General features: G+C 58.8%; 17 protein-coding genes. 7 read left to right on the top strand and 10 right to left on the bottom strand.

The window, feature by feature from the left end; genetic code table 11:
* The first annotated feature begins 14 nt into the window (after positions 1 to 14).
* Both hemN and fnr read left to right on the top strand, forming a co-directional pair.
* On the top strand, positions 15 to 1,442 hold the full coding sequence (gene hemN, locus GYM47_RS14105) for an oxygen-independent coproporphyrinogen III oxidase (RefSeq protein ID WP_153842515.1): 1,428 nt from the start codon (positions 15 to 17) through the stop codon (positions 1,440 to 1,442).
* Between the two features lie 58 nt (positions 1,443 to 1,500).
* The gene (fnr, locus tag GYM47_RS14110; RefSeq protein WP_139526381.1) at positions 1,501 to 2,250 is read left to right on the top strand and encodes a fumarate/nitrate reduction transcriptional regulator Fnr; all 750 of its coding nucleotides are present in this window, start codon (positions 1,501 to 1,503) and stop codon (positions 2,248 to 2,250) included.
* Here fnr and ttcA read toward each other — a convergent pair.
* From ttcA to GYM47_RS14125, 3 genes are all read right to left on the bottom strand, one after another.
* Positions 2,240 to 3,148: a tRNA 2-thiocytidine(32) synthetase TtcA gene (gene ttcA / locus GYM47_RS14115; protein WP_139526380.1), complete on the bottom strand. Its 909-nt coding sequence runs from the start codon at positions 3,146 to 3,148 to the stop codon at positions 2,240 to 2,242. The two genes, fnr and ttcA, sit on opposite strands and share 11 nt — an antisense overlap.
* 75 nt (positions 3,149 to 3,223) lie before the next feature.
* A complete protein-coding gene (locus GYM47_RS14120; protein ID WP_153842712.1) occupies positions 3,224 to 3,874 on the bottom strand; it encodes a 3'-5' exonuclease family protein in 651 nt (216 codons plus the stop codon).
* Between the two features lie 5 nt (positions 3,875 to 3,879).
* On the bottom strand, positions 3,880 to 5,697 hold the full coding sequence (locus GYM47_RS14125; protein ID WP_153842514.1) for a putative nucleotidyltransferase substrate binding domain-containing protein: 1,818 nt from the start codon (positions 5,695 to 5,697) through the stop codon (positions 3,880 to 3,882).
* 606 nt (positions 5,698 to 6,303) lie between these two features.
* Here GYM47_RS14125 and GYM47_RS14130 point away from each other — a divergent pair.
* The 4 genes from GYM47_RS14130 to GYM47_RS14145 all read left to right on the top strand — a co-directional run bounded on the left by GYM47_RS14130 (position 6,304) and on the right by GYM47_RS14145 (position 13,016).
* A complete protein-coding gene (locus GYM47_RS14130; protein ID WP_054641318.1) occupies positions 6,304 to 6,564 on the top strand; it encodes a DUF4212 domain-containing protein in 261 nt (86 codons plus the stop codon).
* Between the two features lie 6 nt (positions 6,565 to 6,570).
* Complete coding sequence (locus GYM47_RS14135) at positions 6,571 to 8,352, top strand: sodium:solute symporter family protein (RefSeq protein ID WP_139526378.1); 1,782 nt, start codon at positions 6,571 to 6,573, stop codon at positions 8,350 to 8,352.
* Between the two features lie 104 nt (positions 8,353 to 8,456).
* The gene (locus tag GYM47_RS14140; RefSeq protein WP_153842513.1) at positions 8,457 to 8,987 is read left to right on the top strand and encodes a hypothetical protein; all 531 of its coding nucleotides are present in this window, start codon (positions 8,457 to 8,459) and stop codon (positions 8,985 to 8,987) included.
* A gap of 87 nt (positions 8,988 to 9,074) precedes the next feature.
* The gene (locus GYM47_RS14145) at positions 9,075 to 13,016 is read left to right on the top strand and encodes a hybrid sensor histidine kinase/response regulator (RefSeq protein ID WP_153842512.1); all 3,942 of its coding nucleotides are present in this window, start codon (positions 9,075 to 9,077) and stop codon (positions 13,014 to 13,016) included.
* Positions 13,017 to 13,097: 81 nt separating this feature from the next.
* Here GYM47_RS14145 and GYM47_RS14150 read toward each other — a convergent pair whose 3' ends face one another.
* From GYM47_RS14150 to GYM47_RS14160, 3 genes are all read right to left on the bottom strand, one after another.
* Positions 13,098 to 13,760: a LuxR C-terminal-related transcriptional regulator gene (locus GYM47_RS14150; RefSeq protein WP_016916171.1), complete on the bottom strand. Its 663-nt coding sequence runs from the start codon at positions 13,758 to 13,760 to the stop codon at positions 13,098 to 13,100.
* A 268-nt stretch (positions 13,761 to 14,028) separates the two neighbouring features.
* Positions 14,029 to 15,978: an acetate--CoA ligase gene (gene acs / locus GYM47_RS14155; protein ID WP_139526375.1), complete on the bottom strand. Its 1,950-nt coding sequence runs from the start codon at positions 15,976 to 15,978 to the stop codon at positions 14,029 to 14,031.
* A 170-nt stretch (positions 15,979 to 16,148) separates the two neighbouring features.
* On the bottom strand, positions 16,149 to 16,697 hold the full coding sequence (locus GYM47_RS14160) for a SprT family zinc-dependent metalloprotease (RefSeq protein ID WP_153842511.1): 549 nt from the start codon (positions 16,695 to 16,697) through the stop codon (positions 16,149 to 16,151).
* 87 nt (positions 16,698 to 16,784) lie between these two features.
* On the opposite strand from GYM47_RS14160, the gene GYM47_RS14165 reads away from it, so the two are divergent.
* Positions 16,785 to 17,465 carry a YecA/YgfB family protein gene (locus GYM47_RS14165; protein ID WP_153842510.1) on the top strand — a complete coding sequence of 227 codons (681 nt, stop codon included), beginning with the start codon at positions 16,785 to 16,787 and terminating at the stop codon, positions 17,463 to 17,465.
* Between the two features lie 5 nt (positions 17,466 to 17,470).
* On the opposite strand, the gene GYM47_RS14170 is transcribed toward GYM47_RS14165, so the two are convergent.
* The 4 genes from GYM47_RS14170 to adk form a co-directional block, all read right to left on the bottom strand.
* Positions 17,471 to 18,592 (bottom strand): phospholipase D-like domain-containing protein, encoded by a 1,122-nt coding sequence (locus GYM47_RS14170; RefSeq protein ID WP_153842509.1) that lies wholly within the window; start codon positions 18,590 to 18,592, stop codon positions 17,471 to 17,473.
* 37 nt (positions 18,593 to 18,629) lie between these two features.
* Positions 18,630 to 19,340 carry a class I SAM-dependent methyltransferase gene (locus GYM47_RS14175; protein ID WP_139526371.1) on the bottom strand — a complete coding sequence of 237 codons (711 nt, stop codon included), beginning with the start codon at positions 19,338 to 19,340 and terminating at the stop codon, positions 18,630 to 18,632.
* A complete protein-coding gene (tsaB, locus tag GYM47_RS14180; protein WP_153842508.1) occupies positions 19,337 to 20,038 on the bottom strand; it encodes a tRNA (adenosine(37)-N6)-threonylcarbamoyltransferase complex dimerization subunit type 1 TsaB in 702 nt (233 codons plus the stop codon). The genes GYM47_RS14175 and tsaB overlap by 4 nt, the downstream gene beginning before the upstream one ends.
* Before the next feature lie 112 nt (positions 20,039 to 20,150).
* Positions 20,151 to 20,804 carry an adenylate kinase gene (gene adk / locus GYM47_RS14185; RefSeq protein WP_139526369.1) on the bottom strand — a complete coding sequence of 218 codons (654 nt, stop codon included), beginning with the start codon at positions 20,802 to 20,804 and terminating at the stop codon, positions 20,151 to 20,153.
* Between the last annotated feature and the right edge of the window lie 178 nt (positions 20,805 to 20,982).

Genomic DNA, 20,982 nt, shown 5'->3' on the forward strand with positions numbered 1-20,982 from the left:
CCGGAGCGTTGCCTATGCCCGTTCATGCTACTGCTGCCCACGCTCAGCCCACTTCATCAGTGGCTGAGGCCACTGCATGGGACGACGCCCTGTTACGTCGTTACGACACGAGCGGCCCGCGCTATACCTCTTACCCGACAGCGCTGTCGTTTCACGACGGCTTCACCGCCGACGATATGGCCCAGGCACTAGAACGCAGTAACGCCAGCCAAAAGCCACTGTCGCTCTATGTCCACGTCCCATTTTGCCGCAAGATCTGCTTCTACTGCGCGTGCAACAAAATCGCTACGAAAAATACGTCGCTGGCCGAGCCCTACCTGTCTCGGCTAGATCGTGAGATGGTGCTCACGTCGCGCCATTTAGATACCCAACGACCGGTGCAGCAACTGCATTGGGGCGGCGGCACGCCGACGTTTCTTACCTTGGCGCAAATGAGCGATTTGGTCGACCGGCTTGATGCCCGTTTTGGGTTATCGAACGCGCCAGATCGGGACTATGCCATTGAAATTGACCCACGCGAAGCGGATGTCTTTACCCTGCGACATCTCCAATCGCTAGGATTTAACCGCCTAAGCCTTGGCGTTCAAGATCTCGATCCGCAGGTTCAAGCGGCGATCAATCGCGTGCAGCCCCGGGTGCTCACCGAAACGCTCATGGACGAAGCGCATCGGCTCGGCTTTCGCTCGCTCAACCTCGATTTAATCTATGGCCTTCCCTTTCAAACCGAACGGCGTTTTGCCGAAACGCTTCGTCAGGTCATCGAGCTGGGACCAGCACGATTATCGGTCTTCAACTACGCCCACATGCCGACCCGCTTTGCACCCCAGCGACGTATCCAGTTGGCCGACCTGCCCAGCGCCGATGAAAAGCTGGCCATGCTGCACACCACTATCGAGATGCTCACCCAGGCGGGCTATGTGCATATTGGCATGGACCACTTTGCACGCCCCGACGACAGCTTGGCCCAGGCGCAGCGCAACGGCACGCTGCAGCGTAATTTTCAAGGCTACTCTAGCCACGCCGAGTGCGATTTGATTGGTTTGGGCGTATCCGCCATTTCTCGGGTCGACGATATTTACGCCCAAAACCCTACTCAACTCGCCCACTATGAAGCCGCTTTGGATGAAGGTAGGCTGGCAACGATAAAAGGACTACGCTTAAATAAGGATGACCTAATAAGAAGAGACGTCATCGAGCGGTTCATGTGCGATATGGTCATCGATCTCGACGCGATCGGTCAGCGTTGGCATATCGATGCGGCAGACTACTTTGCCACTGCCTTCGAGCGACTGGCGATCGCCGAACGGGATGGCCTCGTACAGCGTGAGGGCCTTCGGCTGAGCGCCACGCCGATCGGGCGATTGCTCATTCGGCATTTGGCCATGGCCTTCGACACTCACTTACAACGTCAGGATGGTCAGCGCTACTCGAAGATCGTGTGAGCGCCTTGAGCCGCCTGCCCCCTGTGCCTATGATGGCGAAAGAAGAAGGGAGACTCCTATGCCATATCCTGCCAGCCAACGACGTTCACTGCTGCAAGAGGCGCGCTGCCAGACGTGTAGTCTAAGCTCGCTGTGCTTACCGCTCGCCTTGGAGCTCGAGGATATGAGCCAGTTCGATGCGATCATTCGCCGCCGCTCGCCGTTGAAGAAAGGCGAACCCCTGTTCCGCCAAGGGGACGCTTTCACCAGTGTCTATGCGGTGCGCTCGGGTAGCTTGAAGCAGGTCACCAGCGAAGGCAACGGCCATGACCAGCTCACCAATTTCTTTCTACCCAGCGAACTAGTGGGTTTGGACGGCATCGACGAAGAGCACTACCCCGGCACGGTGATGGCTCTGGAAACGACGACGGTGTGCGAAATTCCGTTCGACCGCCTGGACTCGCTCTCCGAGGAGCTGCCCGAGCTGCGCGGCCAGCTCTATCGCAGCATGAGTAAAGAGCTGCGCGACGATCGGCGAATGATGCGTCTACTGTCGCGTAAGACCGCGGATCAGCGGCTGGCGAGCTTTTTGATTACGCTCTCTGATCGCTTCCGGCGGCGGGGCTACTCGCCATACAGCTTCCGCCTATCCATGTCCCGGGCCGATATGGGTAACTACCTGGGCCTAGCGGTCGAAACGGTCAGCCGCATTCTTAGCCGCTTTCAGCAGCAGGAGGTCGTGGCCGTCTCAGGGCGCGAGGTCAATATTTTGGACATGCAGCGCCTCATTACCCTGGCAGAAGAGGAGGCGCCAACGATCACACGTTGAAGGCTTGGATGCGTCCTTCCATCAAGGCCGCCTGCTTGGCTTCGAGACCGGCAAAGTCGAATAGCTCGCGATCGGCAAGCTGCGAGGGTGCCACGTTGGTGACTGCTTTGAACATGCTCTCCAAGCGCCCAGGATGCTTCTTGTCCCACTCCGCCAACATCTCTTTGACGATTTGTCGCTGCATGTTCGGCTGCGACCCACACAAATTACAGGGAATGATGGGAAACGCCATCTGCCGCGAAAACTCAGCAATATCCGCCTCTTTACAGTAGGCCAGCGGGCGGATCACGATGTTTTTACCGTCATCCGAGAGCAGTTTCGGCGGCATGGCTTTTAGCGTACCGCCGAAGAACATGTTCAGAAACAGCGTTTCTAGAATGTCTTCGCGATGGTGGCCGAGGGCAATCTTGTTCGCGCCGATCTCTTCGGCAAACCCATACAGCGAGCCGCGGCGCAAGCGCGAGCAGAGCGCGCAGGTGGTTTTACCCTCCGGGGTTTTCTCCTTTACCACCGAGTAGGTGTCACGCTCGAGAATGTGATACTCCACCCCCAGCTTATCCAAATACTGGGGCAAGACGTGCTCTGGGAAACCAGGCTGTTTTTGGTCCATGTTGACCGCCACCAGCGAAAAATCGACCGGCGCGTTGCGTTGCAAGTTGCGCAAAATCTCCAGCATCGTGTAGCTATCTTTGCCGCCGGAGAGGCACACCATGACCCGATCGCCATCCTCGATCATGTTGTAATCGATGATCGCGTTTCCCACTTCGCGCCGCAGGCGTTTTTGCAACTTGTTGAATTCACGCTTCTGCTTGGCATCCTGCAGCTCGTGCTGCGTGGCGGTAGGCTCGTCAGACGCGCTGTCTGACAAAGTAGGGTCAAAGTAGTCAGGTGATAACATGGTCGTCGCACTGCCGGTGGGTAAAGGAGCAGTGTGTATTCTAACAACACTCCGAAGCTCTACCCAATACAAACCCTAGGCGGTCAGGGCGATCTCGCGCTGCAAACGTAGATACAGAAGTGCACTCGCGGTGGCTTCGCTGGTCACGCTAGGCCAGATCAGCCGTGGCAGCCGCCAACGGGTCAGTGCCTCGCCAAGCGATTCGAGGGTATCGACCTGCGGATGCAAACGCCGTAGCTGTCGCCCGTGCAACTTGGCAACGTCGACCTGGGCGTTGGGTAAACCGAACCCCAATACGCGTTTGAATAGCCCGTTGAGCGGCTCGATCGTGCGCTCTAACTGCCAACCGACGAGCGGCCGATTCCCGATGAATTCGGCCAGCTCTGTCAGGCATTCGATATCTGGGGAGCGCGGGGTATCCGTCGCGTGTAACTGCTGATGGCGGCGCAAGGTGGCAGACACCGGCACGGGAGATTCTGACAGTGTGGCCCACCAGATACGGCTTGTGTGCACACGCCGCGGACTGAGCACGACGGCCGCCACGCTAACGACATTGGGCTGACCGTCACTCACCTGGCAGGCCATCGCGACCGACTCCTCGCCCATGTACGGCTGAAATAGCCACGCGTAGGGCGAATCGGCCCATCGGCGTCGATCGCTTTCCCGCTGCAGCAGCGTTCTTAACGAGCCGCTCAGCAGCGTCATGTGTCGATCTAACAAGCGCATTCCGCTCACGAATACTCCAAATGATAGCGGTGGGAAAGGCGCTGCTTGAAGTCCTTCACAATGTGGAGGGCTTCTCGCAGCAGGTCTCGCTCCAGCGAAGAGAGCTCTTGCACTACGACCCGGTTAGTGCGCTTGGCGTGGGCGTTATCCAGCTCCTGAAGCTGCTGACGCAGGCGCAGCTCGGTGAACAGTGCCAGCGCCTCACCCACATCGTCGGCAAAGCGTCGATCCAGACGCCCGTCGGTGGCCAGATCATCCAAACGATCCAGCGTCGAAGTGACCGTTATCCGCCGCTCGAGGGCCATGGTGCGCACGCCGTGCACGATGGGGAAAATCCCGCCTTTTTTGATATCGATACCGTGCTGCGGCTTCTTCAGTGAGCCAAATAGGGTCAGCGGCGTCGAGAAGCGCAGTGCCGCACGGGCAAAGTACGAGAGCAGCAGCTCATCGTGGGAGCAGTGCTCGAACAGCGCGTGGCGGACTTGGTCGAGCAGCGTCGGATTGCCCGCCACGCCATGAGAGTCGAGCAGAATGGCCAGTTTCATCAAACTGTCACCATCGCGGGCACTGACCCATTTGGCGATACGCTGCTGCCACTGGGAGACCGTGCCCACCCACTCAGGGTTGGACACCATGATATTCCCCGGACAGGGCGGGTAACCCAGCGTTATCAACGTTTGGGTCAAGGTCGCCATGTCGTCAGCGACCGTGGGCCACTGGCAGTCGTCAGCGAGGATCAAACCGTTATCCTGGTCGGTTTTTAGGATTTGCTCGCCGCGCCCCTCACTGCCCATCACCATCAGGCAACTTTGGCGGTGATACTGCTCGGGCACCGTAAAACCCCAGGCTTTACTCATGATGCGGCCATTGAGCGCTGCCAGTAACTCCATGGCAAAGCGCAGCTTCACGCCCTGCGCCATTAGCGCGTTGACCAACTCTGGGGTACGTTGGCTGGCAGCCGCCAAAGCTTCCAGGCCATTGGCTTGCTCGACCTGTAAACTCACCACGTAGCTACGGCTGGAGAAAAAGCTCAGCACGTCCATCAATTCCACGACGCCTCGGGCGTGCTCATCCTCCATTACCACTACGCGAGCGACCTTATGCCGAGTCATCATAATCAGTGCTTCGAACAGGTATTGATCGGGCGCGACGGTGACCAGTGATTGGTTGGCCAGCGACGCCACAGGCGAGTGCTGGGTACTCTCCCCCAATACCAACCCATTGAGCAGGTCGGTTTTAGTGACCATGCCCAGCGCCTCTTGCGTATTCACCAGCAGGCTATCGGCATGGCTATCGTTCAGTTGGCGAACGGCGTCGTGAATGGTGCTCGATGCATCGATGAGTACCGGCTCGCGCATACATTCGCGCACTTTGGCCAGCATGAAACCCGCCATCGTGACGCCACCATCAGCGCGTTTTTCCGTTAGCAGGCGCGCTTTGTGTGACAGCGACTGCTTGAAAAACTGTTCAAACGGTGGGTAGTGACGGCAGAGCTGGGTAAACAGTGCTTTGGGCATCACATAGCACAAGCACTCCTGCTCGGCTTGGAAGCGGTAACGGCTCTTGCCATTGAGAATACTGATCGCTCCGAACAGATCACCGGCGGTGTAGTGACCAATTCGCGCGCTAGCGGCAGGCAGCGTGGGGTCCAACTCAGCGACCTCCCCCTTATGAATCAGAAACACCGACTCGCCTGCCTGCCCCATCTCGAGGATGACTTCATCGCGATCGAAGAAGGCAAGATCCATCCCACGACGAACATGATCACGCCCGGCGTCATCGATCAGCGTAAACGGCAGCTGGGAGAGATCCACGTCTACCATGGGCGACCTCGCTTAAGGGCAGTGATTGAGACATACCACCCACGGGGTGGCGAACGTTAGACATATCGACTCATTATACTTTTAGCTATAGCGCTTACGTCTTAACGACCTTTGTTTAGCGACGAAAGTAGTGACTTTCCCGAACGTTTTAAATTCGGCTAAACACCTTTGGTTAAGGTAGCAAACATTGTTTTTAAGCGAGCCATAGACCATTGTCCTATCGCGACATGAATGGCGTTAAAATAACGCTTAAAATTCATCAAAAATAATGCTTTATGTCTTCACGCCCGGCTCTTACCCCGCCATTTAAACACCCTGATACCAAAGTCTGGGATTTATTTTTGGTGATTATTGCCCAGTATTACCCATGAGTCATACAGGGTAATCGCATGCCGCTTGTCTTATGCACTTCAAGCCGCTAACGATAACTTGCCGACCACCCCTTAACGACATAAACGGCTTAACAATAAGAAGGTGACGTGTTTGGCAGCACTGTTTTACCGCTCACTCAACAGCGCGGTTTTCCATGCGGGGTTGCCCTGATGAACCACACGCTATCTTGAGTTCACTTTCCAACCCTAAAAATCACAACTGGAGAGCAACACAATGGCAGACGATAAATCCAATGCTGCTGAATACTGGAAGGCCAACGTCCGGCTGATCTTCGGATGCCTCGTAGTCTGGGCATTTGTCTCCTACGGCTGCGCCATCCTCTTTCGCCCACTGCTCGCGGGCATTCCCGTCGGCGGTACGGATCTGGGCTTCTGGTTTGCTCAGCAAGGCTCCATTCTCACCTTCATCGTGCTGATCTTCTTCTACGCCTGGAGAATGAACGCGCTCGATAAAAAATACGGCCTGGGGGAGTAAGCCAGCATGAGCCAGTTTGCAATCAACTTACTGTTCGTTGGCGCCTCGTTTGCGCTCTATATCGGCATTGCGATATGGGCGCGAGCAGGCTCCACCAAAGACTTCTACGTTGCCGGCGGCGGCGTACACCCGATCACCAATGGTATGGCCACGGCGGCCGACTGGATGTCGGCGGCGTCGTTCATCTCCATGGCGGGCCTGCTCGCGTCGGGCGGCTACGCCAACTCCACGTTCTTGATGGGCTGGACCGGTGGCTACGTCATTCTGGCGATGTTGCTGGCCCCTTACCTGCGTAAGTTCGGCAAGTTCACCGTGCCAGACTTCATTGGTGACCGCTTCTACAGCAACACAGCGCGTTTGGTCGCGATCATCTGCTTGATCGTGGCTTCCGTCACCTACGTTATCGGTCAGATGACTGGTGCGGGCGTCGCGTTTTCCCGCTTCCTGGAAGTGAGTAACACCTGGGGCATCTGGATTGCCGCTGCCATCGTCTTCATGTATGCCGTATTCGGCGGTATGAAAGGCATCACGTATACCCAGGTAGCGCAGTACATCGTACTGATCATTGCCTATACCATTCCGGCGGTGTTCATCGCCATGCAGCTCACCGGCAACCCGATTCCGATGTTCGGCATGTTCAGCACCCACACCGAGTCCGGTATCCCGCTGCTGCAAAAGCTGGATGACGTCGTGAATGCACTCGGCTTCCGTGACTACACCGCCGACGTGGACAACAAGCTCAACATGGTGCTGTTCACCCTGTCGCTGATGGTCGGTACCGCCGGTCTGCCCCACGTGATCATTCGCTTCTTCACCGTACCGAAGGTCGCCGATGCACGCTGGTCGGCAGGCTGGGCACTGGTGTTCATCGCCCTGCTCTACCTGACAGCCCCCGCGGTTGGCTCCATGGCACGCCTGAACCTGATGACGACCGTTTATCCGGAAATGGCTGGCCAAACGGAAAACTACGAAGAAGCTGCACGTAACCCGATCCTCTACGAAGATCGTCCGGAATGGTTCCGCACCTGGGAAGAGACCGGCCTGATCACCCACAACGATCTGAACGACGATGGCCGTATCCAGTTCTACAACGGTGCTGCTGACTATTCAGACCGCGGCTGGGAAGGCAACGAACTGGAGGTCAACAACGACATCCTAGTACTGGCCAACCCTGAAATTGCCAACCTGCCCGGCTGGGTAGTGGGCTTGATCGCGGCAGGTGGTATCGCAGCGGCACTCTCCACGGCAGCGGGTCTGCTCTTGGCGATCTCGTCAGCGATCAGTCACGATTTGATCAAAACCATGATCAACCCGAAAATCTCTGAAAAAGGCGAAATGCTGGCAGCCCGTATCTCCATGGGCGGCGCGATCTTACTGGCGACCTACTTAGGGCTCAATCCGCCTGGGTTTGCCGCACAAACGGTAGCACTTGCCTTCGGTATTGCCGGTGCCTCGCTGTTCCCTGCGCTGATGATGGGTATCTTCTCTAAGCGCATGAACAACAAAGGCGCGGTTGCCGGTATGCTGGCGGGTCTCATCTGCACCCTGCTCTACATCTTCACCTACTTGGGCTGGTTCTTCATTCCGGGCACCAATATGCTGGCCAACACGCCGGATAACTGGATGCTGGGTATCTCACCGCTCTCGTTTGGTGCCGTAGGTGCGATCATCAACTTCGCCGTGGCCTTCATTGTCTCCAACGCCACCGATGCACCGCCGCAAGAAATTCAGGACCTGGTGGAAAGCGTACGTTATCCGAAAGGTGCTGGTGCCGCGGTCGATCACTAAGTCATAATCGTTCCACTCTATTGCGCCGTGGGCCAATAGCGAACGGAACCACCCTCCATCGGGCTTCCTTAGGGAAGCCCGATGGCTTTTCAGAAGGAAAACGTATGATTTGGCACTTAGTGGCCGCCGTGTTTGCAGGTCTTGCCGCGGCTGGGATTGGCCTTCTGCTTCGCACTTTGAGCCGCAAGCGGCTTCCCAAATGGATTGTGCCAGTGTTTGGCGGACTGGGCATGCTGGGCTATCAAATACAGTTCGAGTACGGCTGGTATGAGCATAAACAACAGCAGTTACCGGAAACGGCCAAAGTGATCTCCAGCGATACCACTCGCCAGATCTGGCGGCCGTGGACACTACTGTTTCCCATGACGACTACCTTCAGCGTGGTGGATAGCGACAACGTGCGTTCGCAAACCGTCGAGGGCGACATCATCGCCGAGTTCATTTTGTACCAGTTCGAGCGTCGCCATACCGACCTGATCACCACGCAGCCCTATCTTCTCAACTGCGCTAGCCGAGAGCTGATTCCCCTCAACCCAGAGAGCGGAGAAGCGGATCTCAACGAGCTTCGCCCTCTACGGGAAACGTCCCCCCTACTGACCACCGTTTGCCAACTAGCCAACGAACGGCAGACGTAGCGCCTCACCTTCGCCTAGAATGGAGCCCTTTACTGGGCGAAGGGCGGTTTAAAGCTCCGTTCAAAGCATGATGGGTGAGGAGACACTATGTTTCATGGCGGGCTGCTGGTCGCAGTGTCACTGCTCTATATTGCAGTGCTGTTTGGAATTGCTTGGTTTGGCGACCGGCGGGCGCGTACTCATGGCGCCAGCCGCCGCCGCCCCCTCATTTACAGTCTGGCGCTCGCCATTTACTGCACCTCGTGGACCTTCTATGGCGCGGTCGGCCAGGCTGCCACGGCGGGCTGGTCGTTTGCCAGCATCTTTGTCGGGCCCATTCTGACGTTTTTGCTCTTCTGGCCCGTGCTGGCGAAGATGATCCGCGTTGCCAAGCACCAGAACGTCACCTCCATTGCCGACTTCATCGCTTCTCGCTACGGTAAAACCCAATCTCTAGCAGCCTTTGCGAGCCTAGTAGCCCTGATCGGCACGCTGCCTTATATCGCGCTTCAGCTAAAGGCCGTCTCGACGACCTTTAGTGTCTTGACCGACGCCCCCGACATGACCCACGCCCCTCTGTTTGGCGATACGGCCTTTTACGTAGCGGTGGTGATGGCCATTTTTGCCATTCTGTTTGGCACCCGGCACACCGATGCCACCGAGCATCACGAAGGGTTGATCCATGCGGTCGCCTTCGAGTCGCTGGTCAAACTGGTAGCGTTCTTGGTGCTGGGTGCCTTCGTCACCTGGGGGATGTTCGACGGCCTTGGCGAATTGATGGGCCATGCCGAAAGCCAGCTCGAGTTGCAGCGCCAGCTCGCCAACCAAGACTTTGGCCAAAGCTTCTGGGCGCAAACATTGCTCGCCATGCTCGCCATTTTGTGCCTGCCGCGCCAGTTTCACGTGGCCGTGGTGGAAAACATCCATCCAGACGATGCCACCAAAGCGCGCTGGTTGTTTCCACTCTATTTGCTGGCCATTGCCTTCTTCGTCGTGCCACTGGCGGCCGCTGGCTTGCTGCTGTTCTCAGAAAGCGGTGTAGAGCCCGATACCTATGTGCTTGCCCTCTCCATGGCCTCCGGCCAGCAGTGGCTCACGCTGCTGACCTTCATCGGCGGCTTCTCTGCCGCCACCGGCATGGTCATCGTGGCGGCGGTAGCGGTCTCGATCATGATCTCGAACGAGATCGTGATTCCCGCGCTCTTTAGATTGCGCTGGTTCGACACCAAGGCCCGCGACTATGGCCGTTTGGTACTGCGCACTCGCCGCTTGACCATCGTGGCCGTGCTGGCCATGGCGTACGGCTTTTACCAGCTGATTGGCGAGTTCACCTCGCTGGCCTCCATCGGCATGCTCTCGTTTGCCGCAGCGGCCCAGTTTGCCCCCGCGCTGATTGGCGGGCTGTACTGGAAGCGCGGCAACCGCTTGGGCGTGATCGTGGGCATGAACGTGGGCTTTGCCATTTGGGCGTATAGCCTGCTGATGCCCGCCATGATCAATGCCGGCGTGCTGCCACAAGCATGGTTAGCGGGCGGCCCGCTGGGGCTTAACTGGCTGTCACCCACGGCGCTATTTGGTTTGAACCTGGGGGACACCTTTACTCACGGGGTCATGCTGTCACTCGGCATCAATCTGTTTTGCTATATCTTCGTCTCTCAGGTGACGTCTCAACGAGTGGTAGAGCGCATTCAAGCGTCGCTGTTCGTCGATAGCGTCGAAACCCGACAAACCTCGGTGAATCGCCCCTGGACGGGGGCCACGACGGTGGGCGATTTGAAAGTGCTGTGCGAGCGCTTCCTGGGTGCAGGTCAGGTCGACCGCGCCTTCGATGATTACGCTCGCCGAGCGGGCAAGCCGCTGGATGATGGCACCCGCGCCTCCATCGACGTGATCCAATTCACCGAGCGGTTTCTCGCCTCTGTCTTGGGGGCATCGTCGGCGCGGATCGTAGTGAACTCGGCCCTTCAGGGGCGCGGTATCGGCATTTCCGATGTGATCTCCATCGTGGATGAAGCCTCCCAAGTACTCGAGTTCAACCGCGCCCTGCTGCAGGCGACCATCGAGAACATCAATCAGGGCATTAGCGTGGTCGACCAGAACTTACGCCTGGTGGTGTGGAACCAGCGCTATCTGGAGCTCTTTCGCTTCCCCGACCACATCATTCGCGTTGGCGCACCGATGGACCGTATCTTTCGCTACAACGCCCACAACGGCGAGTACGGGCCCGGCGATCCCGAAGAGCACGTTCAACTGCTGCTGGACAACATCCGAGAAGGCCAGCCCCACCGCTACGTGCGTTACCGCCAGGACGGAAGCGTGCTGGAAGTACAGGGCAACCCCATGCCCGGCGGCGGCTTCGTCTATACCTATCAAGACATCACCCAGCAAAAGCGTATCGAAGAAGCGCTGATCCGCTCAGAAAACAATATCCGTATCTATACCGATAACGTCCCGGCCCTGATCGCCTACTTCGATAAAGAGAGCCGCTACCTGTTTACCAACCGTGCCTACGAGCAGGCCTTCAACATCGACCGCAACGCGGTGATCGGGCGTCGCTACGAGGACGTGCTACCGGTGAAGCAAGCCGAAGAGCGGGTGCCCTGGGTACAGCGCACGCTGGCCGGTGAGCGGGTGAGTTTTGAGGTCTCCATGCGGGTCAACGACGCCATGCGCTATATGTTGGTGACCTACACCCCGCACTTTGGCGATAGCCAGTCGATTCTGGGCTTCTTCGCGCTGTATCAAGACATTACCGAGCGCCGCCAAGCAGAAATTGCCCTCAAAGAGACCAACGAAACCCTGGAAGAGCGGGTGCGCGAGCGTACCCAGGCGCTCTCCGAAGCCAACGCCGCGCTTCGCCAAGAGAACCGCGTGCGTGCCGAAGCGGAGCAGGCCCTGCGCCAGGCCAAACAGCTAGCGGAAGACGCCAATGCTTCGAAAACGCGCTTCCTGGCGGCCGCCAGCCACGACTTGTTGCAGCCTCTGAACGCGGCGCGCTTGTTTACCTCGGCACTGATGCAGAACGTCACCGCCAGCGATACCCAGCGCACCATTGGCCATATCGACAACTCGCTACAGGCCGCCGAAGAGCTGCTGGGCACGCTGCTGGACATCTCCAAGCTGGATGCAGGGGCGCTGACGCCTCGGCGCAGCCACTTTGCCCTGGCCGATATTTTTCGCCCGCTGCGCGCCGAATTCGACGTCATGGCGGACGATCGAGGGCTCGATTTGGTCGTGGTGCCCACCCAGCAATGGGTGGATTCCGACCCGCAGATGCTGCGCCGGATCGTGCAGAACTTCCTCTCCAACGCGATTCGCTACACTCAAGAGGGGCGCGTGCTGCTTGGCTGTCGCCGCCAAGGAGGGCGACTGCTGATCGAAGTATGGGACAGCGGGCCAGGGATACCTGAATCCAAATTAACGGAGATCTTTCAGGAGTTCCGACGCCTCGATCAGGTTTCCCGTCATAAAGAGAGTGAAAAAGGCCTGGGGCTGGGGCTCTCCATCGCTGATCGCATGAGCCGAGTGCTCGACCACCCCATCAAAGTGCGCTCCTGGGAAGGCGTTGGTACGGTGTTCTCGGTCAGCGTGCCTATCGTAGCCGCTCGGGAAGTGTCCGTTGCCGAGCAGGAACCCAGTAGCCGTCGCAGCGGCAATAAGCTGGCCGGTACACGGATCGTGTGTATCGATAATGAGACGCTGATTCTAGAAGGAATGACCGCCATGCTCAGCGGCTGGGGCTGCGAGGTATTCACTGCCACCAGCATTGGTGGGGCCAAATCCATTCTGCGCAACATGGATGGCGACCCTGATGCTATCTTGGCGGATTACCATCTGGATAACGAGGTCACCGGCCTGATGGCGCTAGAGGCTCTGAGCGAGCGTTTTGCTGGTGCCGTTCCTGGGATTGTGATCACCGCCGATCGCACCGAAGCAGTCGCCGAAGAGGTCAAGCGTGCGGGCTACCAGCTGCTGCTGAAACCGGTGAAGCCCGCCGCACTTCGCGCACTGCTCACCCGCACCCTCCAGGCCAGCCGCGCCAAAGCGTGACTGGACAAAGAGTTCCAACCAAAACGACGGCGCCGCGCTTAGCATTCTCTAAGCGCGGCGCCTCTGATCGACCGTCCGCCGTTACGACTCGACTTTTGGCGGCTCCACTTCCAGTTTCTGTGCCGCGATCACCGCTTGGGTGCGTGAATGGACACCCAGCTTGCGCAAAATGGCCGTCACGTGGGCTTTGATGGTCGCCTCCGAAACGTTTAGCTCGTAGGCAATCTGCTTGTTCAACAGCCCTTCGGTGAGCATATTGAGCACGCGGAACTGCTGCGGCGTGAGCGAGGCGATCGCCTCGGCAAAGCGCGACTCCTCTTCGCTGGTCTCTTCGAGGACGTTGGCCAGCGCCTCCGGCAGCCACACCTCCCCCTGCAGAATCTCACCCACCGCCTCGGCAATCAGCTGCAGCGATGACGACTTGGGAATGAAGCCAGAAGCACCGTAGTCGATGGCACGACGTACCACGTAGGGTTCATCGCTGCCAGATACTACGGCGACCGGAATATCCGGCATCTGACCGCGCAGTTGAATGAGGCCCGAAAAGCCGTGGGCACCAGGCATGTGCAGATCCAGCAGAATCAAATCTGCATCGGGGTGTCGATTGACGACCTCAGTGGTGGCTTCCATGGTGTCGGCTTCGACAATCTCAGCCTGGGGGGCCAACTGGCGCAACGCCTGGGTGAGTGCTGCACGAAACAGCGGATGGTCGTCAGCGACGATAAACTTATGGGCTACTGCCATGGATATTCCTCCGGTTCCTCGAGCAGCGGGGTTGCCTGCCGCCGCGACGCTAGGCTCATACGGTTGAAGCATGGTACCCCATGGGCTTCATCATGCCCAAGCATCACATGCACAATTTGTCATTGAGACGTCATCCGCACAAAAACAGCAGTGCCGGCCCTGTGGCCGGCACTGCATCGGGTAAGCGCAGTTTGCCTGACAGCAATGCGCCAATGCTTGACGCCCGTCATTGAATACCCCCACTGCCATGGGCAGCGGGGCGAGTCGATTACTGATTGGCCCGATGCTCGATCAAATCGTCGACGACCGACGGATCCGCCAAGGTACTGGTATCGCCCAGACCATCGCACTCGTTGGCAGCAATTTTACGCAAAATACGCCGCATGATTTTACCCGAGCGCGTTTTCGGTAGCCCCGGAGCCCATTGAATCACGTCGGGTGATGCAATCGGCCCGATATCTTTGCGTACCCACTGGGTCAACTCTTTCTTCAGCTCGTCCGTGGGATCGATACCGTCGTTCAGGGTCACGTAGATGTAGATGCCCTGGCCTTTGATATCGTGGGGGAAGCCCACTACCGCCGCTTCGGCCACGGCAGAGTGCGCCACCAGCGACGACTCGATCTCGGCGGTGCCCATGCGGTGGCCGGAGACGTTCAGCACGTCGTCCACCCGGCCGGTGATCCAGTAGTAGCCATCCTCATCACGACGGCAGCCGTCGCCCGTGAAGTACATGCCGTCGTAGGTAGAGAAATAGGTCTGAACGAAGCGCTCATGATCGCCCCAGATAGAGCGCGCTTGCCCCGGCCAGGAGTCCAGAATCACCAGGTTGCCCTCGGTGGCTCCTTCGAGTTGGTGGCCTTCGTTATCGACCAGGGCAGGTTTGACGCCAAAGAAAGGCGTGGTCGCCGAGCCTGGTTTCAGGTCGGTGGCCCCCGGCAGCGGTGCAATCATGATGCCGCCGGTTTCGGTCTGCCACCAGGTATCGACAATCGGACACTTCTCATTGCCGATGACGCGGTAGAACCACTCCCAGGCTTCGGGGTTGATCGGCTCACCTACCGAGCCCAACAGTCGCAGTGAATCGCGTTTGCTAGAGTCCATCACGCCGTCACCGTGAGCCATTAGCGCACGCACGGCGGTGGGCGCCGTATAAAGGATATTGACCTGATGCTTGTCGACGATCTCGCCCATGCGGCCGTGGGTCGGATAGCTCGGTACGCCCTCGAACATCAGCGTCGTGGCGCCGTTTGCCAGCGGACCGTAAACGATATAGCTATGGCCGGTCACCCAACCCACGTCCGCCGTACACCAGTAGATTTCACCCTCTTGGTAATCGAAGACGTACTGATGCGTCATGGCCGCGTAAGTCAGGTAACCGCCGGTGGTGTGCTTCAAGCCTTTTGGCGCGCCGGTGGAACCGGAGGTGTAGAGAATGAACAGAGGATCTTCGGCGTTCATCGCCTCGGCCGGGCACTCGGTTGACTGCTTATCGACCAGCTCGTCGAACCAGATATCGCGACCTTCCTGCCAATCGATATCGCCGCCGGTGCGCTTCACCACCAGGACGTTCTTGCATACGTCGGTGCCGTCACGCTTGAGCGCGGAGTCGACGTTCTCTTTGAGCGGTACATGCTTGCCACCACGCACTGACTCATCGGCAGTGATGACCAGCTTGGAGTCCGCACCGATGACCCGCTGGGCCACCGCGTCGGGGGAGAAGCCGCCAAACACCACCGAGTGCACCGCGCCGATACGGGCACAAGCCAGCATGGCCATGGCCGCTTCGGGAATCATCGGCATGTAGAGCGTGACAGTATCGCCTTTCTTTATACCCAGCGATTTCAGGCCGTTGGCTAGCTGGTTCGTTCGCTCGTAGAGCTCACGGTAGCTAATGTGCTTGGATTCATTGGGATTATCGCCTTCCCAAATGATCGCCGTTTGGTCACCGCGCTTCTCCAAGTGACGATCCAGACAATTCGCCGCGACATTCAGCTCGCCATCTTCGAACCAGCGAATATCAACGTTATCGCGGGCAAAGGAGGTGTTCTTGATCTTGCTGGGCGGTTTGATCCAGTCAAGGCGTTTGGCCTGCTCGCCCCAGAAACCTTCCGGGTCGTCCATGGACTGCTGATACATTGCCGCATATTTATCTTTATCGGCCCATGCCTTGGCTGCGATGCTATCGCGCACTGGATAGACGTTGTTATGCTCGCTCATGAAATTGCCTCTGTCCGTGAAGTTGCACTCTCTGGTAAGTGTGGTCGGTTTTGTTATTGGCTGCACCGACGCGCGTAATATTTACCTAGCATAAACCTGTCCCGATCGGCTTCCCTTTAGACATTGGTATTAACAATTTTTATTTAAAAAACAGTAGCTTAAAATAAAAATTACGGACTAACGAAAGCACGATAGACCAAGGTCTGATCGCAATGACGGCAGCGGTAGCGACGCCCCTTTGCGACTAAGGCATGACGTCTCGACGTAAAGCGATGCACCCGACAGCCACACTCATAGTGAAAAGGGCGCGGTTGCGAGCGCTGAATATCGAAACGGTGGGTGACCCTAGGCGCGAGCCCAAACAGATCCCGCATGACCGTCTGCCACTCGCGGCCATGCGGTTTAAAGCGAGTCCCCTGGGCCAGATGAAAGACCAGCCAGTGGGCCATCTCATGAGGAATCACCTCATCGAAAAACGCCTCGCGATTATCGGCCAGCAGCACCGGGTTGAAGCGCAGCCCGCCCCGCCCAAGATGCGCCTGCCCTGCCGATGCGCCCTTCAGGTCGAACCACACCTTGGGCGTGGGCAGCGCGGGATCTACCTCACGACAGCGTGCCAGGGCCTGCGCGACCCGCTCTTGGGCGGCACAAAGCAGCGCTTCATGGGACAGCGCCAATAATTCATCGCGCGGCCAAGGGGGGAGTGGAGACGTCTTCATTAGTGATAAACTAGCCATTAGTGACGTTGATCGATTGTGATGGATCGACAGCGGTTTTCAAACATGACGTTGATAACGAGGCTCCCCATGGCAGAGCGCAATACCATGACCGACGCTAACTCGCCCGACAGTGCCCCGCCTCAGCCGCTGCTTGACGACGAACAGCTCGACAGGCTGGACGATTTTCTCGACTCTGAACAAGTGGGCGAAGATGCCCTCGACCTGATTTCGGCCCATGGCTTTCTGGTCGCCCTGGCAGTCGCGCCTAGCGAGCAGCCCACCGAGCAGTGGCTGGAGGAGCTTTTTCAAGGCGAACCCAACTACCGCGATGCCACCGAGCGCGATGAGATCGTCCGACTGCTGACACTGCTGCGCGACAACGCCATGGCGGTCCTGGAGCAAGGGGGCCTACCGGAACTGCCCTTCGAACTAACGCTGGATGGTCTGCCCGCAGAAGAGACGCCGATTGGCGACTGGTGTGCAGGCTTCATGGAAGGCGTGTTCAGCGACGAGAGCGCTTGGTTCCAGGATGATGAAGAGGCTGCCGCCACGCTGCTGCTGCCGTTCATGTCGCTATCGGGGCTCTTCGACGACGAACCCGACATGGCCGAGATGGCCAAAGATCAGGCCAGCCAAGAATCCTTCGTCGCCCAGCTGCCCGAGCTCGTCCTTGACCTCTACCTGCACTACCGGGTACCACCAGAAACGCCCAAACCCAAACCGCGCAAAAAGACGCCCGCCAAAGCGAAGGGCAAAAAGCGCCAGTAGCCGCGTTATTTCAGGCGCATCACCAAACCGTCCACGACACCATACACCCACTCCTTGGCCCGCTGCCCCCAGGGGCGCGCGGCCCAGGCGGCAGCATCCACCTCTTGGCTGGCAGCAAAATTACGTTCGAAAAGCGCCTGCACGTCGCTGGCGAATCCTGGATCGTCTATCTCCTGGTTGGCCTCTAGGTTCCAGTGCAGGTTCCAGTGATCGAAATTACAAGAGCCTAGGCTAACCCACTCGTCGGCCAGGACGAACTTGGCATGTATGAAGGTCGGCTGGAACTCGAAAATGCGCACGCCCGCTTTCAGCAGTGCCTGATAAAAACGCTGGCCCGCATAGCGCACGCCGGGGTGGTCGTGCTTGGCGCCGGGCAGCAGCAAACGTACATCCACGCCTTGTCGAGCGGCGCGGATCAAGCGGCGGCGCAGCGCAAACGTGGGCACGAAGTAGGGCGTGCATAGCCACAGCCGCTGACGCGCACGACTGACCCGGGCATACAGCGAGTGGCGAATTGCTTGGTAGCGATAGCCTCTGGCCGACATTACTCGCCCACGCACGCCATCGGCATGGGACGTCGCGCTGCGCTGAGGCGGGAGCGGAAGGGGCGCTGGGTCCCCCGAGGCCTGGCGGGTCAGCCGGGAACGCCACAAACGGCGAAACAGTGCCTCCCAGTCTGCAACGGTCGGTCCGTCGATGCGTAGCGCGATTTCGTACCACGCCTGCAAAAACTCATCCACCGCGCCAAAACCGCCGGTAAAGGCAATTTCGCCGTCCACCACCACTATCTTACGGTGATCACGGCTCAGATTGCGGGCCAACGAGTGAAAGCCAATCGGGTTGAACAGCTGCAAGGCTACGCCAGCGCTCTGCAAGCGTTCACGGTCGCGTCGCTCCAGCCCCATCGCACCGTAGCCGTCCAGGAGTAGAAACACCTGCACGCCGCGCCTAGCGGCGGACGCCAGCGCGTCGATGACTTGGGTGGCAAGCTCCCCCGACTCCATCAAGTAGAGTTCCACCAGCACGTAGTGCTGCGCTTGGCTCACCGCGTCGAACATCGCCGGTAAAAAGCGCGACGCTTCCGGCAGCAACACCACCCGGTTCCCTTCTCGCCACTCGTGCTGCATAGAGACTCCTTCTCTGGCTCCGCTGTGTCATCAACGCTCAGCGACTTAGGGAGCGATGGACATATAGATCGTAGCGGCTCGTTTTGCCTTCCAACGTGTGCTGCGGCGCGGGCCCTGCAATAGGCGGCGCTTTACGGGGGCGTTTCACTACCACCCGGTGGGTCGCCACGTCGAGCGCGGCTTCCAACAAGCGAGGAGCATCGTCGTCGTCTCCGGCCAGCTCGCGAAACACGCGCATCTCTTTTTTCACCAGCGCGGACTTGTCGCGATGGGGGAACATGGGATCCAGGTGGACGACTTGGGGCGTAAACTCGGCGTCCGCCACCAGCCTCGCCAACCGCTCGGCGGCATCGCCATGACGCAAGTACATGCGCGCGGCAATCGCGGCGGTGTCCTCTGCGGCCGCCGCACGCGCTAGGCCGTCGCTGAGCAAGGCGGCGATGGCCGCGACCCGCTCGATCATCAGTACCGGCGCCCCGAGGCTGGCCAGTACGAAGGCGTCGCGACCCAGGCCCGCCGTGGCATCGACCACGCTCGGCGTCACGCCTTTGGCTAGCCCGCAGGCCTTTGCCACCAGCTGTCCACGGCCGCCACCGAACTGACGACGGTGCGCGGCCTTGCCCGAGACGAAGTCGACGCTGAGCGGTTTGCCGTACTCGCGCTCGTCTCCCGCCAGGGCAAGCCGACCCTCCATGTAACCCAGCGTCAGCCCAGGTGGTAGCAAAACCTCCGGTACTGCCTGGCTCATGCCGGTTTCTTCCAAGCCACGTCATTTCGCAGATACACCGGCTGTACCTCATGGGCCGCCTGGCCCAGACCTGCGTCCAAGTCGCGCGCGGCCAGCCACGCCATCTCCTCCGCGCGTGGCTCTAGATCCGTGAGATGTTGCGACAAGCTGGCCTGCACGCCGACGGCAAATTCGTCCCACAGATTAAAGCCCGAGCCCACGCCCACCCAATCGGTTTCACCGGCTGGCAAACGGAATGCACCGGGCGGGATGACGACCTCGTCACTCTGTAAGCTTAGGGTATCGTTCAGGCAGTGCCAGGTAGCGGCATACACTTCGCCCATGCGCGCATCCAGCGCGGTGACCACATGGCGAAAGTGATAACGCCGATGCGCCTGAAGCGCGAGCGCTTCCAGGGTCGACACGCCGAGCAATGGGCAGTCCAAGCCAAACGCCAATCCTTGCGCGGCACCGGCCGCAATGCGCAGGCCGGTGAACGAGCCGGGGCCGCGCCCAAAGGCGACGGCATTCAACGCTTGTGGGGCAATGCCCGCATCGGCAAGCAGCTCATCCACCATTGGCATCAAGCGCTTGGTGTGCGCGCGTGGCGTCATCTCGAAGCGTGCCAGGCAGTCACGTTGGCCGCCTGTATGGCGGAGTAGTGCCGCAGAGCAGGCGCTGGAGGAGGCATCCAGTGCCAGAAGGTATAACGACGACATAGCGGTATTGCACTCCGTAAAAATAGGCCTCTAGTATACCGCCGCACGCCTGAAACGACGATGGCCCGCAGGAAACCTGCGGGCCATCGAGGCACGTAACACTGAGGCGCGCTTAGCTGAGCGCTTCTTTCACCTGGCGGGTGATGTCTGCCACACTGCCTACGCCTTCGACGCGGTGATACTGCGGTGCAGTCGCCGGATCCTCTTTCGCCCACTGCTGGTAGTAGTCCACCAGCGGAGCGGTTTGGTCGTGGTAGACCGACAGGCGATTACGCACCGTGGACTCCTGATCGTCTTCACGCTGGATCAGCGATTCGCCGGTTACGTCGTCTTTACCCGCTTCTTTGGGCGGATTGTGCTCGATGTGATACACACGACCAGAGGCCGGATGCACGCGGCGACCCGCCAAGCGACTGACGATCTCTTCGTCCGGCACGGCGATTTCCAGCACGTGGTCCAGTTTGACGCCGCCCTCTTTCATGGCGTCTGCTTGGGGGATGGTCCGCGGGAAGCCGTCGAACAAGAACCCATTCTCACAGTCCGGCTGGCTGATGCGCTCCTTGACCAGGTCGATGATGATGTCGTCCGACACCAGTCCCCCGCTGTTCATAATCTCTTTGACCTTCAGGCCCAGCTCGGTGCCGTCTTTGATGGCGGTGCGCAGCATATCCCCGGTGGAAATTTGGGGAATCTTGAACTGCTCACAGATGAATTGAGCTTGAGTCCCCTTCCCCGCGCCGGGGGCACCCAACAGGATTAAACGCATGGCACTGCTCCTTGAATGATCGTCTTGAATGATAGTGATCGTTGAAATCAATGAATCGACAATAACCGTGCCGTTCAGGCGACACAACTCCCCAAAAGCCTGAGAGCACGATTATTTTGTGTTTTTTTGAGTAAAAACAGCAAAGTGGCCAGCGTTAGTACTTTGGTCACCCTGTTTT

The sequence above is a fragment of the Vreelandella piezotolerans genome (assembly GCF_012427705.1).
Taxonomy (GTDB): domain Bacteria; phylum Pseudomonadota; class Gammaproteobacteria; order Pseudomonadales; family Halomonadaceae; genus Vreelandella; species Vreelandella piezotolerans.

Coding starts and splice junctions, on each gene's coding strand:
- hemN (WP_153842515.1), top strand. CDS start 15: ATGCCCGTTCATGCTACTGCTGCCCACGCTCAGCCCACTTCATCAGTG.
- GYM47_RS14145 (WP_153842512.1), top strand. CDS start 9,075: ATGTTTCATGGCGGGCTGCTGGTCGCAGTGTCACTGCTCTATATTGCA.
- ttcA (WP_139526380.1), bottom strand. CDS start 3,148: ATGTTATCACCTGACTACTTTGACCCTACTTTGTCAGACAGCGCGTCT.
- GYM47_RS14135 (WP_139526378.1), top strand. CDS start 6,571: ATGAGCCAGTTTGCAATCAACTTACTGTTCGTTGGCGCCTCGTTTGCG.
- GYM47_RS14130 (WP_054641318.1), top strand. CDS start 6,304: ATGGCAGACGATAAATCCAATGCTGCTGAATACTGGAAGGCCAACGTC.
- GYM47_RS14120 (WP_153842712.1), bottom strand. CDS start 3,874: ATGCGCTTGTTAGATCGACACATGACGCTGCTGAGCGGCTCGTTAAGA.
- GYM47_RS14140 (WP_153842513.1), top strand. CDS start 8,457: ATGATTTGGCACTTAGTGGCCGCCGTGTTTGCAGGTCTTGCCGCGGCT.
- tsaB (WP_153842508.1), bottom strand. CDS start 20,038: ATGTCGTCGTTATACCTTCTGGCACTGGATGCCTCCTCCAGCGCCTGC.
- GYM47_RS14175 (WP_139526371.1), bottom strand. CDS start 19,340: ATGAGCCAGGCAGTACCGGAGGTTTTGCTACCACCTGGGCTGACGCTG.
- fnr (WP_139526381.1), top strand. CDS start 1,501: ATGCCATATCCTGCCAGCCAACGACGTTCACTGCTGCAAGAGGCGCGC.
- acs (WP_139526375.1), bottom strand. CDS start 15,978: ATGAGCGAGCATAACAACGTCTATCCAGTGCGCGATAGCATCGCAGCC.
- adk (WP_139526369.1), bottom strand. CDS start 20,804: ATGCGTTTAATCCTGTTGGGTGCCCCCGGCGCGGGGAAGGGGACTCAA.
- GYM47_RS14170 (WP_153842509.1), bottom strand. CDS start 18,592: ATGCAGCACGAGTGGCGAGAAGGGAACCGGGTGGTGTTGCTGCCGGAA.
- GYM47_RS14165 (WP_153842510.1), top strand. CDS start 16,785: ATGGCAGAGCGCAATACCATGACCGACGCTAACTCGCCCGACAGTGCC.
- GYM47_RS14160 (WP_153842511.1), bottom strand. CDS start 16,697: ATGAAGACGTCTCCACTCCCCCCTTGGCCGCGCGATGAATTATTGGCG.
- GYM47_RS14150 (WP_016916171.1), bottom strand. CDS start 13,760: ATGGCAGTAGCCCATAAGTTTATCGTCGCTGACGACCATCCGCTGTTT.
- GYM47_RS14125 (WP_153842514.1), bottom strand. CDS start 5,697: ATGGTAGACGTGGATCTCTCCCAGCTGCCGTTTACGCTGATCGATGAC.